The sequence below is a fragment of the Streptomyces sp. NBC_00885 genome (assembly GCF_045207475.1).
GTDB lineage: Bacteria > Actinomycetota > Actinomycetes > Streptomycetales > Streptomycetaceae > Streptomyces.
The window spans coordinates 2,561,133-2,575,219 of sequence record NZ_CP108796.1 but is presented as its reverse complement, the minus strand read 5'-3'; the positions used below and the strand labels follow the sequence as shown (position 1 = coordinate 2,575,219).

The 14,087-nt window shown below is 70.3% G+C and carries 12 protein-coding genes and 1 pseudogene; 5 read left to right on the top strand and 8 right to left on the bottom strand.

The annotated features are described in order from the left end of the window. Window positions 1–84: 84 nt before the first annotated feature. The 5 genes from OHA61_RS11225 to OHA61_RS11205 form a co-directional block, all read right to left on the bottom strand. Window positions 85–909 carry a carbohydrate ABC transporter permease gene (locus tag OHA61_RS11225; protein ID WP_361918617.1) on the bottom strand — a complete coding sequence of 275 codons (825 nt, stop codon included), beginning with the start codon at window positions 907–909 and terminating at the stop codon, window positions 85–87. Beyond that, window positions 909–1,775 (bottom strand): carbohydrate ABC transporter permease, encoded by an 867-nt coding sequence (locus tag OHA61_RS11220; RefSeq protein ID WP_406302965.1) that lies wholly within the window; start codon window positions 1,773–1,775, stop codon window positions 909–911. Before OHA61_RS11220 ends, OHA61_RS11225 begins: the two co-directional genes overlap by 1 nt. Next, window positions 1,772–3,130 carry an ABC transporter substrate-binding protein gene (locus OHA61_RS11215; protein ID WP_406302964.1) on the bottom strand — a complete coding sequence of 453 codons (1,359 nt, stop codon included), beginning with the start codon at window positions 3,128–3,130 and terminating at the stop codon, window positions 1,772–1,774. Before OHA61_RS11215 ends, OHA61_RS11220 begins: the two co-directional genes overlap by 4 nt. Before the next feature lie 90 nt (window positions 3,131–3,220). Beyond that, window positions 3,221–3,907 (bottom strand): response regulator, encoded by a 687-nt coding sequence (locus tag OHA61_RS11210; protein ID WP_406302963.1) that lies wholly within the window; start codon window positions 3,905–3,907, stop codon window positions 3,221–3,223. 322 nt (window positions 3,908–4,229) lie between these two features. Then, on the bottom strand, window positions 4,230–5,837 hold the full coding sequence (locus OHA61_RS11205) for an ATP-binding protein (protein WP_406302962.1): 1,608 nt from the start codon (window positions 5,835–5,837) through the stop codon (window positions 4,230–4,232). A gap of 123 nt (window positions 5,838–5,960) precedes the next feature. Between OHA61_RS11205 and OHA61_RS11200 the strand changes: the two genes are divergently transcribed. Together OHA61_RS11200 and OHA61_RS11195 are read left to right on the top strand one after the other, a co-directional pair. Beyond that, window positions 5,961–7,328, top strand: coding sequence for a cation:dicarboxylate symporter family transporter (locus OHA61_RS11200; RefSeq protein WP_406302961.1), 1,368 nt, complete (start codon window positions 5,961–5,963; stop codon window positions 7,326–7,328). Window positions 7,329–7,436: 108 nt separating this feature from the next. Next, complete coding sequence (locus OHA61_RS11195) at window positions 7,437–7,904, top strand: protein phosphatase (RefSeq protein WP_406302960.1); 468 nt, start codon at window positions 7,437–7,439, stop codon at window positions 7,902–7,904. Between the two features lie 24 nt (window positions 7,905–7,928). Here the strand turns inward: OHA61_RS11195 and OHA61_RS11190 are convergent. From OHA61_RS11190 to OHA61_RS11180, 3 genes and pseudogenes are all read right to left on the bottom strand, one after another. Continuing rightward, window positions 7,929–8,908, bottom strand: a pseudogene (locus OHA61_RS11190) (DUF1996 domain-containing protein). A 20-nt stretch (window positions 8,909–8,928) separates the two neighbouring features. Continuing rightward, window positions 8,929–10,398: a glycoside hydrolase family 16 protein gene (locus tag OHA61_RS11185; protein ID WP_406302959.1), complete on the bottom strand. Its 1,470-nt coding sequence runs from the start codon at window positions 10,396–10,398 to the stop codon at window positions 8,929–8,931. A 312-nt stretch (window positions 10,399–10,710) separates the two neighbouring features. Next, complete coding sequence (locus tag OHA61_RS11180) at window positions 10,711–11,493, bottom strand: DUF899 domain-containing protein (RefSeq protein ID WP_406302958.1); 783 nt, start codon at window positions 11,491–11,493, stop codon at window positions 10,711–10,713. Window positions 11,494–11,753: 260 nt separating this feature from the next. Here OHA61_RS11180 and OHA61_RS11175 point away from each other — a divergent pair, with 260 nt between their 5' ends. From OHA61_RS11175 to trxA, 3 genes are read left to right on the top strand one after another with little or no spacing between them, the layout of a single operon-like run. Next, a complete protein-coding gene (locus OHA61_RS11175; RefSeq protein WP_406302957.1) occupies window positions 11,754–13,304 on the top strand; it encodes a hypothetical protein in 1,551 nt (516 codons plus the stop codon). A gap of 29 nt (window positions 13,305–13,333) precedes the next feature. Beyond that, window positions 13,334–13,750 (top strand): MerR family transcriptional regulator, encoded by a 417-nt coding sequence (locus tag OHA61_RS11170; RefSeq protein ID WP_266487592.1) that lies wholly within the window; start codon window positions 13,334–13,336, stop codon window positions 13,748–13,750. After that, the gene (gene trxA, locus OHA61_RS11165) at window positions 13,747–14,079 is read left to right on the top strand and encodes a thioredoxin (RefSeq protein WP_406302956.1); all 333 of its coding nucleotides are present in this window, start codon (window positions 13,747–13,749) and stop codon (window positions 14,077–14,079) included. Before OHA61_RS11170 ends, trxA begins: the two co-directional genes overlap by 4 nt. Window positions 14,080–14,087: the final 8 nt, after the last annotated feature.

Genomic DNA, 14,087 nt, shown 5'->3' with positions numbered 1-14,087 from the left:
CACCCAGAGCCACTTGTCGTAGGAACGTCCGAGCTGATCGTTACCTCTTGGTAACGTCACGTGACGGTACACGGCAGGAGCCACTCACCCCTTGACGGCCCCGCCCAGGGCGAAGCCGCCGCCCAGCCTGCGGGCGATCAGTACGTACAGCACCAGCACCGGCGCCGAGTACAGGATCGAGAAGGCGGCGAGCTGGCCGTAGATCACTGAACCGTAGTTGCCGAAGAAGGTGAAGATCGAGACGGACGCCGGCATCTGCTCGGGGGACAGGATCAGCATGAACGGTACGAAGAAGTTTCCCCAGAGCTGGATGAAGGTGTAGATCGTCACCACGGTCAGGCCCGGGCCCATCAGGGGCAGTACGACCCGGGTCAGCGTCTGCAGATACGACGCGCCGTCCGTCCATGCCGCCTCCTCCAGGACCACCGGGACGCCGTCCATGAAATTCTTCATCAGCCAGATGGAGAAGGGCAGTTGGGAGGTGGCGAGGAAGAGACCGGTGCCGTACATCGTGTCGATCAGATTGACCTGTACGAACAGGCCGTAGACCGGGACCATGACCGCCGTGATCGGCAGACACGTCGTGAACAGGATCGTCAGCAGATACGGGCGGCTGAAGCGCGAGCGGTGGCGCGAGAGCGGATACGCGGCGAGCGCGGCGCACACCACCGTCAGCAGCGTCGCACCCCCGCACAGCAGCAGGCTGTTGAGCATCGGCGTGAAGGTGATCTCGTCGGTGAGCACCGCGTCGAAGTTGTCCGCGGTGAACGACGAGGGCGTCCGCACCCGCAGGTCCGCCTCCGCGTCGACCGAGGAGAGCACCAGCCACACCAGCGGCAGCGCGAAGGCCGCGGCCGTCCCCAGCAGAGCGCCGTCCGCGGCGAGCCGGGCGCGGGTGGCCCGGCGCATCACACTTCCACCCGCATCAGCCGCAGATAGACGACCGAGAAGAGCGAGCCCACCAGCAGAAGCAGCAGTGCCACCGCCGTGCCGTAGCCGATCAGGCTCTTCTGGAACGCCTGGTCGTACATGAACACCGGCAGTGTCTGGCTGCGACTGCCCGGGCCGCCGCGCGTCATCGCCCAGATCAGCCCGAACACCGACAGCGTGGAGAGGGTGTTCAGCATCAGATTGGTGCCGATGGATCGGCGGATCATCGGCAGCGTGATGTGCCAGACGCGGCGCGGGCCGCTCGCTCCGTCGACCTCCGCCGCCTCCGTGATGTCGCGGGGGATCTCGGCCAGCGCGGCGGAGTAGATCAGCATCGAGAACGCCGTGCCGCGCCAGACGTTCGCGAACGACACCGCCAGGATCGGCAGCGTGAACAGCCAGTTCTGGGACGGCAGATGGAGCCAGCCGAGCAGGGCGTTCAGGGTCCCCTCGCGGCGGAAGAAGGTGTACAGCAAGAACGCCGCGACGATCTCCGGCAGCACCCAGGCGGTGATCACCAAGGTGCCCGTGAGGGTACGGACGGGACGGGACGCCGCACGCATCAGACCCGCGAGGGCCAGCCCCAGGGTGTTCTGGCCGACGATCGCCGAGACGAAGGTGAAGACGAGGGTGAGCCAGACGGCATTGCGGAAGCCGGCGTCGGCGAAAGCCCTGCGGAAGTTGTCCAGGCCGACGAAGTCGGAGCCCGACGCGCCCGTCAGCTGGGTGTCGGTGAAGGCGATCCAGACGCAGTAGCCGATCGGTCCCGCCAGGAAGAGCAGCAGCAGGAGCGTGGCGGGGGCGATCGGTACCCACCGCCACAAACCCCTTCTCGTGCTGCTCACTTGGAGGTGATCGCGCCGTCGACGATGGTCTTCAGCTGCTCGTCGTACTCCTTCGCCGCGTCCGCCGCCGAGGCGTCACCCGTCGTCACCTTCTCCATAGCCTCCCCGATCGCCGTCGAGACCTGCGGATAGACGGGCAGCGCGGGACGGTAGTGGGTGTACTGCACGAGAGAGGTGAAGAAGTCGATGCCCGGCATGGACTTCAGATAGCGGGCGTCGGCGGCGACATCCTTGCGTACGGCGATCTGCGCGTCGACGATCGTCCACTGGACCGCGTTCGCCGGGGTCTGCATGGCCGTGATGAACTCCCAGGCCAGATCGGGGTTCTTGGCCTTCTGCGGAATCGCCCAGGTCCAGCCGCCCGACATGGACACCTTGCCCGGCGCCTGCCCGTTCTGCGTCGGCATCGGGGCCTGGCCCAGCTTCTTGTCCCACTGGGGCCACGGCTTGGCGCCCGATGCGAGCCAGTGCTGGCCCATCCAGGAACCGTCGAGGTCGATCGCCAGCCTGCCCTCCGGGAGCAGCTCCGTCGCCACCCGCGTACCGATGTTGGGGTCGAGGGCGTCGGAAACGTCCGGGCCGAGCTTCTCCCCGTACACCGTGCGTACGAAGCCGAGGGCGTCGCGGAATCCCTTGCCGCCCGTGACCCACTTCTTGGCGGAGGGGTCGTACAGGGGGTCGGCGCCGGTGCCGTACAGCAGCATCTCGAAGCCCTGCATCACCGCGGCCTCGCCGGGGCCCTTGCCGGTGTAGACGTTGAGCGGGATGACGCCCGGGACCTTCTTCTTGACCGTGCGGGCCGCGGCCAGGATCTCCGCCCAGTTCTTCGGCTGCCAGTCGGCGGGCAGACCGGCCTTCGCGAAGATCTCCTTGTTGAACCAGAGGCCGCGGGTGTCGGTGCCGTCCGGGATTCCGTACGTCCTGCCGTCCTCCGCCTTGGCGGCGGACTTCGCCGTCTCCACGAACTGGCTCCACTGGTTCCATTTCGGGAGGTAGTCGTCCAGCGGCTTCAAGTACCCGGCCTTGATGTCGGAGTTGATGCGGAAGGTGTCCTCGTAGACCAGATCGGGCGCGGTCTTGGGGGAGCGCATCATCTGCTGCGCCTTGGTGGCGTAGTCGTTGTCCGGGGCCTGGATCGGGACGAGCTTGACCTTCTTGCCGGGGTGGTCCTTCTCGAACTGCTTCTTCACCGACTCGAGGAAGGTGTCCTTGAAGCGGACCTTGTTGTCGGTGGAACGGTTGTAGGCGACCTTGATGGTGTCCGGGTCGCTGCCGGAACTGCCGCCGCAGGCCGTGAGTGAGGCTGCGACGACAGCGGCTAACGGGACGAGGGCGAGTGGGGCGGTGGGGCGCACGGGCACGACCTCCTCGAAGCCACGGGGGCTGCCCGGTGACCGTAGGTCCGGCCCGTCAGCAGGGTCAATCCCCGTGCAGGGCACACCGGTTCAGCGGCCGGAAGTGATCCATCGGTACTGCAGCTCAGGACGCCCGATCTGTCCGTACTGCGGACTGCGCGCGGCCCGGCCCTCGGTGACCAGGTGCTCCAGATAGCGGCGCGCGGTGATCCGTGAGATGCCGACGGCCGTGCCCGCCTCGGTGGCGGTGAGCCCGGCGGCGGAATCGCGCAGCGTACGGGTGACGGCGGCAAGCGTGGGCGCGCTGAGGCCCTTGGGGAGCCCGCCGCCCTGGGGCGCGCGCAGCGCGCCGAGCGCCCGGTCCACCTCGTCCTGGCCACTGGCCTCCCCGGCCGCGGCCCGGAACTCGGCGTACCGGGTGAGCCTGTCGCGGAGGGTGGCGAAGGTGAAGGGCTTCAGGACGTACTGGACGACCCCGAGGGACACCCCTTCGCGCACGATCGCGAGGTCGCGGGCGGAGGTGACGGCGATGACGTCGGCGGAGTGGCCGGCGGCGCGCAGGGACCGTACGAGATGGAGCCCGTGCCCGTCGGGCAGATACAGGTCGAGCAGCAGCAGATCGACCGCGGTCCGCTCCAGGACGCGGACGGCCTCGGACCGGGAGTGCGCGACCCCGGCGACGGCGAAGCCGGTGACGCGGCCGACGTAGAGGGCGTGCGCGTCGGCGGCGACGGGGTCGTCTTCGACGACGAGGACGCGGATGGGGGCGGTGGTCATGCGGCGACCCCCAGGGGGTGACGCGCGCCGGGGCGGTGCGGCAGGGGCGTCCGCGGTGCGGGTGCCGCTGCGCGGGGCTTGTTCCCCACCCCGTCCCTTCCCGAACTGGGGGCAAGCCCCCAGACCCCCGACGGGGCTTCGCCCCGGACCCCGTATGCGACCTTCGGCCGCATGTCCTCAAGCGCCGGACGGGCTGAAGTGTGCGGCCCAGCCGCACATTCAGCCCCGCCGGCGCTTGAGGCGCGGGAGGTTGGGGGTCCCCCCGGACGGAGTCTGGGGGAGGGCGGGGTGGGGACAAGCCCCGCCGCAGGCGCACCGTCGCTCATGCCCGTACCTCCGCAGGTCTCAGCGGCAGGCGTACGGTGAACTCCGCGCCGCCGTCCCGGCCCTCGGCCAGCCGCACCGTACCGCGGCTGCGGTGTGCCGCCTGCTTGACCAGGGCGAGACCCAGACCGCGGCCCGCGCCGTGCGTGGACCAGCCGCGGCGGAAGACCTCGTCCGCGTCCGCGGGGTCGACTCCCGCGCCCGTGTCGGCGACCCGCAGCAGCAGTTCGCCGCTCTCCGCGCGGGCCGTGACGGTCACCCGGGCACGCAGCGACCGCGCACCCGCCGCCTCCGACGCCGCGTCCACCGCGTTGTCGATCAGATTGCCCAGGATCGTCACCAGGTCACGCGCCGGCAGCGACGGCGGCAGCAGGCCGTCGTCGATACGGCTGTCCTCCGCGAGCACCAGCTCCACACCCCGTTCGTTCGCCTGCGCCGCCTTGCCCAGCAGCAGCGCGGCCAGCACCGGTTCGCCGACCGAGCCGACGACGCGGTCGGTCAGGGCCTGCGCGAGCTCGAGCTCCGCCGTGGCGAACTCCACCGCCTCGTCCGCGCGGCCGAGTTCGATGAGCGAGACAACCGTATGCAGGCGGTTGGCGGCCTCGTGCGCCTGCGAGCGCAGCGCCTGTGTGAAGCCCCGCTCGGAGTCCAACTCGCCCGAGAGCGCCTGGAGTTCGGTGTGGTCCCGCAGCGTGACCACCGTCCCGCGCTGCTCGCCACCGACGACCGGGCTGGTGTTGACGACGATGACCCGGTCCGCGGTCAGATGGACCTCGTCGACCCTCGGCTCGGCCGACAGCAGCGCGCCGGTGAGCGGGGCGGGCAGGCCGAGGCTGTCCACGGGCCGGCCGACCACGTCCTCGTCGAGCCCGAGGAGTTCCCGGGCCCCGTCGTTCACCAGGGCGATCCGCCGCCGGCCGTCCAGCATCACCAGGCCCTCGCGCACGGCGTGCAGCGCGGCCTCGTGGTAGTCGTGCATCCGGCTCAGCTCGGCCGCGTTCATGCCGTGCGTATGCCGCCGCAGCCGCGCGTTGATCACGTACGTACCGAGGCCGCCCAGCGCGAGCGCCGCGCCCGCGACCCCGAGCAGCGCGGCGACCTGCTTGCTCACCTGCTCGCTGATCTTCTCGATGGTGATGCCCGCGCTGACGAGCCCGGTGATCTTCCCGTTGTCGTAGACGGGCGCCACCGTCCGTACCGAAGGACCGAGCGTGCCCAGGTGCTTCTCGCTGTAGATCTTGCCCTTCAACGCCTCGTCGATGCTCCCCAGATACGTCTTCCCGATCTGGCCCGGCTCCGGGTGTGTCCAGCGGGTGCCGTCCGGAGCCATGATCACCACGAAGTTGACGCCCGCGTCACGGCGCAGCCGTTCCGCGTACGGCTGGAGCTGCTCGGTCGGATGCGCGGAGCGTGCCGCGGCGACCACCGAGGGCGAGCGCGCCACGGCGGTGGCGGCGGCCCTGGACTGGCGGCGTGCGGTCTCCTCCGCCTGGGAGCGGTCGGTGATGTACGTGAAGAGCGCGCAGCCCGCCACGATCGCGGCGACCAGCACGACCTGCATCGCGAAGAGCTGGCCGGCGAGGCTGCGAGGACGGGGTATGCGCATGGACCAAGTCTGCCTGGCCGAAATCGCGTGAACGAAACGAACGTAAGGGTGACCGGGGTCACAGGGTGGGCGATAGTCACGGCATCCATAGGGACATGGATGAATTCGAACAAGGAGGACCCCGTGGCTACAGGAGCCGTCAGGCGGGACCGTACGCACTATCTCTATATCGCCGTGATCATTGCGGTGGTGCTGGGCATCGTCGTGGGCCTGGCAGCCCCTGAGTTCGCAGTCGAGCTCAAGCCGCTCGGCACCGGTTTTGTGAACCTGATCAAGATGATGATCTCGCCGATCATCTTCTGCACGATCGTGCTGGGCATCGGCTCGGTACGCAAGGCCGCCAAGGTCGGCGCCGTGGGTGGCATCGCGCTCGGCTACTTCCTCGCGATGTCGATGGTCGCGCTCGGCATCGGTCTGGTCGTCGGCAACATCCTTCAGCCCGGTGACGGCCTCGCCCTGACCGACGCGGTCAAGGACGCGGGCCAGGGCCAGGTCTCGGCGGAGGCCAAGGACACGACGGAATTCCTGCTCGGGATCATCCCGACCACGATCGTCTCGGCCTTCACCGAGGGCGAGGTGCTGCAGACCCTGCTCGTCGCGCTGCTCGCCGGTTTCGCTCTGCAGGCGATGGGCTCGGCCGGTCAGCCGGTGCTGCGCGGTGTCGAGCACATCCAGCGTCTCGTCTTCCGCATCCTCGCCATGGTGATGTGGGCCGCGCCGATCGGCGCGTTCGGCGCGATCGCCGCCGTCACCGGGTCGGCCGGTCTGGACGCGCTCAAGAGCCTCGCCGTGCTGATGCTCGGCTTCTACGTGACCTGCTTCCTGTTCGTCTTCATCGTGCTCGGCACGCTGCTGCGCATCGTCGCGGGCCTCAACATCTTCACGCTCTTCAGATACCTGGGCCGTGAGTTCCTGCTGATCCTGTCCACCTCCTCGTCCGAGTCCGCCCTTCCGCGGCTCATCGCGAAGATGGAGCACCTGGGCGTCAGCAAGCCGGTGGTCGGCATCACCGTTCCGACGGGCTACTCCTTCAACCTCGACGGCACCATGATCTACATGACCATGGCCTCGCTCTTCATCGCCGACGCGATGGGCAACCCCATGTCGATCGGGGAGCAGATCGCGCTGCTGCTCTTCCTCTTCGTCGCCTCCAAGGGCGCGGCGGGTGTCACCGGCGCGGGCCTGGCGACGCTGGCGGGCGGCCTGCAGTCGCACCGTCCCGAACTGGTCGACGGCGTCGGCCTGATCGTCGGCATCGACCGCTTCATGAGCGAGGCGCGCGCCCTGACCAACTTCGCGGGCAATGCGGTGGCGACGGTGCTGGTCGGGACCTGGACGAAGGAGATCGACACGTCGCGGGTCGACGAGGTGCTGGCCGGGCGGATCCCGTTCGACGAGAAGACCCTGCTCGACGACGACACCCACGGTCGGGCCGGCGACGCGGAGCTGCCGGAGCCGCGCGAGGAGGACGGGGTACCGGTAAAGGTCTGAGGTCCCTGAGGGGGCATGAACGGAGCCGGGACCGGCGCGCATGGGGCGCCCGGTCCCGGCTCTTCGCATCCCCGGCCGGCGCCGGGCAGCAGCGCATACGGTGAGCAGATGACCGATTCCGATCCTGCGCACGTGCCCGGTCCCGCGGCCGGGACCTGGCAGCCGGCCGGCCCCGGTGTTCTGCGGCTTCCCTCCGGGCGGCTCGTCCGCGGGCGCGGCCTTCGCCATCCCCTGCCCGCCGGGCCGCTGCCCGCCTACGGCGTCTATCTGCTCGGGAAGCCGCCCCCCCAAGTCCCCTGGGAAGCCCGGTGGTTGCGCTGGCCGGACTTCCGGTTGCCCAGCAGCCGGGCCGATGCCCGTGCGGCTCTCGCCGAGGCGTGGGAGCGGGCCGCGGACGAACGCGTCGAGATCGCCTGCGGCGGCGGTCGGGGGCGCACCGGTACCGCGCTCGCTTGCATTGCCGTTCTCGACGGGGTTCCGGCCGAGGCGGCGGTGGACTTCGTACGACGGAACTACGATCCCCGCGCCGTGGAAACCCCCTGGCAGCGCCGCTACGTCCGCCGCTTTTCCGGCTGACACAGCGGCGCTGCCAGGATGCGGTCATTGCTGGATCGGATTGCCGTCCGTCCCGCAGATGTACCCCGCGACAATGCAGTTGGCCACCCGGCGCTTCAGCTCGGCGTCGCCCCAGGCGTTGAAGAAGTCGCCGTGGAAGGTGTAGCCGGGCTGATCGGTGACATTGACGCCGTTCCTCGTGCCCGCGAGTGTCAGACCGCCGCCGTTGACCGGCCATGTGATCAGCAGTTCGAGGCGCGGCACGACCACGGGGTGCGAGGCGGGGCAGGTCTGCCCCACCGCGTACGCCATGTGGTCCCGGTGGTTGGCGCTGTCCAGGTTCTTCCCGTCCCAGCAGGTGGGGAAGTCCAGATAGTTCTCCAGCTTGGTGCCGGGCGGGCAGTTGATGAACTCGCGGCTGGATTCCGGGCGGCCACGCAACTCCAGCGCGCGGCCGGGTTCTGGTCGGGGGACGTGGCCAGGGCGTTGCCGACGACGTACCGCAGACCGCGCGGATGGGCCACGGCCCGGGTGTGGTCGGTGATGCCCTGGTAGTAGACGGTGACCCGCTCGGGGGCCACGGGGGCTCCGTTCTTGTAGAGGGTGGGAGTCCAGTACGAGGAGAGGTCCACGGTGGGCGTGCAGTTGGTGGTGCCGGCGGCCAGCGACTGGAGCGTCGAGGACGCGTTCGCGGTGTGGTTCCCGTAGAACTCGTGGATGTGCGAGCGGCCCGCCTGGCCGGGGAAGACGATCGGGTCGTCGCCCTGCCGGTGGCTGGAGAAGCAGTCCGCGCGGAATTCGCTGCCGCGCACCGGGGCCGCGGCCTGGGCGACGATCGCGGCCGTCTGCTCGGCGGTGAAGGTGTACGCGTGGCCTGAGTGATCGGTGTGTGCTGACTGACCGGTGTGCCCTGCGCGGCTCGGGGCGGCATCGGGGGCCGGTGCTTGTGTACCTCTCGCTGTCACCCATGCCGCCGTGACCAGGAAGATCACTGCGGCGGTGCTCGCGAGCAGTCGGCGGAGCATGGTCGGGTCCTCCTGAACGGTCAGTCGAAGGGGATGCGTACGACGGACTGGTTGCCGACCCCGAGCGTGCTGGCGCCGTTGCCGATCGCGCTCCAGACCTCGATCCGCACCGTTCCGCCCGCCAGGTCCCCGAGCGCTCCGGTGGCCGACTTGAGGCCTCGGGCCTGGGTGTAGTGCTCATAGCCCGGGAGGGGATCGGTGGCGAAGTAGTGGTACGTCTCCGTCCGGTCCCAGGTGCCGTCGCTGGTACGGTCGTAACTCACCCTGACCTGCTGGCCGTTGGCGACCGTGGAGCCCGCGTCGACGAACAGGTCGAACTGAGTCGGACCGCCGTTGTATCTGCGGGTGATCCCGGTCGAGGTGAAGACCTGCGGATTGTGCGGGGTGCCGTCGTAGTTGGCGCCGCCCGCCGAAGCCAGGCTCACCGTGGAGGCCGATGCCGCCGGATCGCCCGCGCCCCCTCCCGTACGCAGATACAGCTGCGAGGAGCCGGACGGCGGCGGGGTGGTGGGTGGCGGAGTGGTGGGCGGGGTGCTCGGGTCCGATGCGCCCTTGGTCCACACGGCGACGTAGTCGACGAGCATCGGGCGGCCGGGCACGGTCGCGGCGGTGGGGGTCTTGCCCGCGAGAGCGTCCGGGAACGCGCCGCCGACCGCGAGGTTCAGCAGGATGAAGTAGCCCGCGTGGCCGGTCATGTTCGCCCAGGTCCCGGCGTCCACGCGGTTCTCGGCGACGCTGTGGAAGAGCTGGCCGTCCACGTACCAGCGCAGCTCATTGGGGGAGACGGCGCGGTCCCACTCGAAGCGGTAGGTGTGGAAGGCGGACTGGCAACTGGCCCCGGGGCAGGCGCGGTTGTTGGCGATGCCGCTGGTCTCGTTGCAGGGGCCGCCGGGGTTGACGCCGCAGTGGAGCACGCCCCAGACGGAGTTGATCCCGTTGACGTTCTCCATGATGTCGAACTCGCCGATGGAGGGCCAGTTCCAGTAGTTGCCGCGGTAGGGGGAGCCCAGCGCCCAGAACGCGGGCCAGTAGCCGAGTGCGGCCTGCCCGGTGACATTGGGCATCTGGATGCGGCCCTCGATGCGCAGGGTGCCGCCGGCGGGTGCCTTGAAGTCGGCGCGCCTGGTCTCGATACGGCCGGAGGTCCAGTTGCCCGCGCCGTCGCGCAGTGGCGTGATGCGCAGGTTGCCGCTGCCGTCGAGGGAGAGGTTGTCGGGGTTGTCGGTGTAGTTCTGGATCTCTCCGGTGCCCCAGTTGCCGGGCCCGCCGGGGTAGGCGTGGCCGAGGTCGATCTGCCAGTTGGCGGCCGAGGGCAGGGTGCGGTTGGCGCCGTTGAAGTCGTCGCTCCACTGGAGGTTCCAGCCGGGCGTGGGGGGTACGTCGCCGCGTGCCTGCCCGGCGCCGGTGACGGCGATGAAACCGGCGAGGGCGACGGCCAGGGCGACGATGACGGTGAGCAGGGGGGTGCGTCTGATGCGGCTCGTGCTCAAGGAACACCTCCGGGAGGATGGTGCCACGGGTCGGTGAGAGCGCTCTCAGGGGTTTTGTAGATGTAGACAGTGCGGCCGTCAATGGCTGCACATTCTTAACTTCCTGAATGCAGAAGCCAGTTGGAACGCGCGCCTGGTGGGAGGGGGGCCGGGCTCGGTCCCGACCGGAAGCTGTCCATCCGGTGAGTTACGGGAACCGCCGCCCGCGGCGTCCGGGGCCCGCGCGGTCCGGCTCGCCGAAGGCGCAACGGAGCAGACCTCGGCGCTGGGCCGGGGTGGCGGCGGTTTGCCGAAGCCGTCGGCGAAGGCGCGTCAGTGGTGGTCGCCGTGCCGGCCGAGGGTCTCCACGGGGGTCGCGCCGGGGCGGGTCCACTGCGGCACGGGCCGGCTGGTCGGGCCCCAGGTGGCGTTCCCGTCCGCGTCCGAGCGCCAGTACCAGCACGGGCTGCGCCCTTCGGGCCGGCCCTCGGGGTTGTCCTCCCACGCCTCGCCGCGGCCGTGGGGCGTCATGTCGAGCAGGCCCAGTGACCCGTTGACCGGCTCGTTGCCACGGCCCGTCGTGGAGTAGGTGAGGAACACGCGGTCGCCGTCGCGCAGGAAGCAGGTGAGATAACCCATGCTGCCGCCGGCCGGCCCGTCCACACCGCGCACCGAGTACCAGGGCTGGGTGTAGCCCATGAACTCGACGTAGGAGGCCACCTCGTCCCACGGGCCCGTGGTCAGGACGGCGAACGAAACGCCCCGGGCGTTGAGGTAGACGGCGTCCTTCATGTGCCAGGCCGTGGTGGTGCAGCCCTCGCACTGCCCCTGGTGCGGCGCGCCGTCGTACCACATGTGCTTGTAGACCACGAGCTCGTCGCGACCCTGGAACAGGTCGAGGAACGGGACCGGCCCGTCAGCGCCGGTGACCTCGACCGCGCCGTCGAACTCGACCATCGGCAGCCGCCGCCGGGCCGCGGCGATCGCGTCGCCCTCATGGGTGTGCGCCTTCTCGCGGACCAGCAGTTCGTCGCGCGCCGCCTGCCAGGTGGCGAGGTCGACCACTGGCGGCTTGCCGGGGAGGTTGCCGCTCGCGTTGCCGGGCGTGGTCGTCATGGTTCCTCCGTGGTGTCTCGTGCCGGGCAGCGTCCTACAACGTCCTGCGACGCTCACCAGAACAGACCCGCGACCCGGCCGGAACTCATCGCGGCAGGGGGCGCCCTCGGCCGAGCCTGCACGGACCACGTCGGGCTGACAAGTTCACAGACGTGCCCCTAGGCCGAATGGCTTCCCCGGTTGCCCGCTCCCCACCCCCGCCGCAGTGTTACCGGCGTATCCGTCCCCTTCCGGTCCTGGGCTCTCGGCGAGGACTCATCATGCAAGAACGCCTGGCGCTGCACCCGGTGTCCGCCCCTTTCCGGGGCCGCTCTCGATGGTCGACAGGCGGGCGCCCGCTCCCGTGGCTGCTGACCGTCGCCGGGGTTTTCACCGCCGCTCAGCTGATCCTGGTGGTACCCGGCTCCGGGCTCGGCTGGGACGAGACCGTCTACGTCAGCCAGGTCGGAGGCAACGCCCCGCCCGCGTATTTCAGCGCGCCCCGCGCGCGGGGGATCTCCTACCTCGTCGCTCCGGTGGCCTCGCTGACCGCCTCCACCACCGCGATCCGGGTCTATCTGGCGCTGCTGTCCGGCGGCGGACTGTTCGCCTGCCTGTGGATCTGGCGCCGGCTGGTGCCCGTCGCTGTCCTCGGCTGCGCGGGCGCTGTGTTCTCCCTCCTGTGGATCACCCTCTTCTACGGCCCCCAGGCCATGCCCAATCTGTGGTGCGCGCTCGGGGCTCTGGCCGCCGCCGGCTGGTTCCTGCGAGCCGTGGCCCGCCCCGGGGAACGCAGGGCGGTGATCGGGGTTGGTTCCGCCGTAGCCGTGGTGGTGCTCATGCGCCCTTCCGACGGGTTGTGGCTGGCGCTGCCGCTGGCGGCGTCGGCGCTGCTGGTTCCGGGGTGGCGCCGTCCCGCGGTGTTCGCCGCGGTCGCGATCGGGTTCCTGGTCGGGGCCGTGCCGTGGGTCGTCGAGGCGTACGCGCACTACGGCGGTCTGGGCGCACGGCTCCACCGGGCGAGCGAGATCCAGGGCGGCCTGGGCTGGCACATGGCCGTGGACGACCAGGTGCGGGCGCTGGACGGGCGTTCGCTGTGCCGCCCGTGCGACGTGCCCTGGAAGCATCCGGTGGCGGCGGCATGGTGGTTCGCGCTTCCCGTGCTCACGGCCGGGGGCGTCGCGGCGGCGTTCCGCGCGGACCGGGGCTCCCGCGCACCCTGGGGTCTCCGCTTGCACCGGGGTCCAGCTGCTCTGCTGGCGGCCTGCACCGCCGCGTCGCTCGCGGTGCCGTACCTCTTCCTCATCGACTACGCCGCGCCACGTTTTCTCCTTCCCGCCTACGCGCTCCTGGCGCTGCCCGTTGCCGAGTGTCTCGTCTTCCTGGCCGCCTTCCTGGTCACCGGCGTCCGGCCGGCACTGCGGCCGGTCGGCGCCGGAGTCCTCGCCCTGGCCCTCACCGGCCACCTCGCGGTCCAGTACGGAGTGCTCCGCCACATGCTGGACGTCAACCGCTCCCTGCGTGCGCACTACTCGGCGACCGCCGCCGGGCTGCACCGGCTGGGCGTCCGCCCGCCCTGCATGGTCAGCGGCCAGGACGCCGTCCCCATCGCGTACTACGCGGGATGCACCTCCCGCCAGCCCGGCGGCCATGACGCCAGCATCACGCCCGGCGGCATCGAGGACGCCGCACGCCACATGCCGGTGGCCGTCGTCGTGGCGGGCGGCAACGCACCACCGCCGTACGCGCGCACCTGGCGGGCCACGGCCCTGCCTCACGTACGCGGCCGGGAAACCTACCGTGTCCACCTGCCGCCGACGCTCTTGCCTTGACGCCGAGGTCAAGGATTACCGTCGGGGACATGCGAATCGGCGAGCTCGCGGAACGGGCCGGAACCACCACCCGCACCCTGCGCTACTACGAGTCCCGCGGGCTCCTGCCCGCGCGGCGCGCGGTGAACGGCTACCGCACGTACGACGAGGACGATCTGCGACTGCTCCAGCAGATCCGGACCCTGCAGGACTTCGGGTTCGACCTGGAGGAGACGCGGCCGTTCGTCGAGTGCCTGCGCGCCGGGCACCCGGCCGGGGACTCCTGTCCCGCCTCGATCGCCGTCTACCGCGCCAAGCTCGGCGAACTGGACACGCTCATCGAGCAACTCCGGTCGGTACGCGCCCAGGTGGGCGCCCAGCTCGCCCGCGCCGAGGCGGAGCTGCCGGGCGGGCCCGAGCCGCTGTGCGAGCTGACCCATGTGACCGACGGAGGGGAACACGAATGATCCACGCAGCAGGCGTCGCCGAAGTGACGGACGCCGATTTCGACGAGGAGGTCCTCAGGGCCGAGCGCCCGGTCCTGGTGGAATTCACGGCCGACTGGTGCGGCCCGTGCCGCCAACTCGCCCCGGTGCTGAGCGCCTTGGCGAGCGAGGAGGCCGACAGACTCAAGGTGGTCCAGCTCGATGTGGACACCAACCCGGAGATCACGACGCGGTACGCCGTGCTGTCGATGCCGACGCTGATGGTGTTCCGCGAGGGCGAACCGGTGAAGTCGATGGTGGGCGCCCGTCCCAAGCACAGGCTGCTCCAGGAGCTGGAGGACGTGATCTAGAGACTCGG

Excerpts from the sequence above, each read along its gene's own strand:
- OHA61_RS11225 (WP_361918617.1), bottom strand. The coding sequence starts at position 909 with ATGCGCCGGGCCACCCGCGCCCGGCTCGCCGCGGACGGCGCTCTGCTG.
- OHA61_RS11210 (WP_406302963.1), bottom strand. The coding sequence starts at position 3,907 with ATGACCACCGCCCCCATCCGCGTCCTCGTCGTCGAAGACGACCCCGTC.
- OHA61_RS11205 (WP_406302962.1), bottom strand. The coding sequence starts at position 5,837 with ATGCGCATACCCCGTCCTCGCAGCCTCGCCGGCCAGCTCTTCGCGATG.
- OHA61_RS11195 (WP_406302960.1), top strand. The coding sequence starts at position 7,437 with ATGACCGATTCCGATCCTGCGCACGTGCCCGGTCCCGCGGCCGGGACC.
- OHA61_RS11180 (WP_406302958.1), bottom strand. The coding sequence starts at position 11,493 with ATGACGACCACGCCCGGCAACGCGAGCGGCAACCTCCCCGGCAAGCCG.
- OHA61_RS11175 (WP_406302957.1), top strand. The coding sequence starts at position 11,754 with ATGCAAGAACGCCTGGCGCTGCACCCGGTGTCCGCCCCTTTCCGGGGC.
- OHA61_RS11170 (WP_266487592.1), top strand. The coding sequence starts at position 13,334 with ATGCGAATCGGCGAGCTCGCGGAACGGGCCGGAACCACCACCCGCACC.
- trxA (WP_406302956.1), top strand. The coding sequence starts at position 13,747 with ATGATCCACGCAGCAGGCGTCGCCGAAGTGACGGACGCCGATTTCGAC.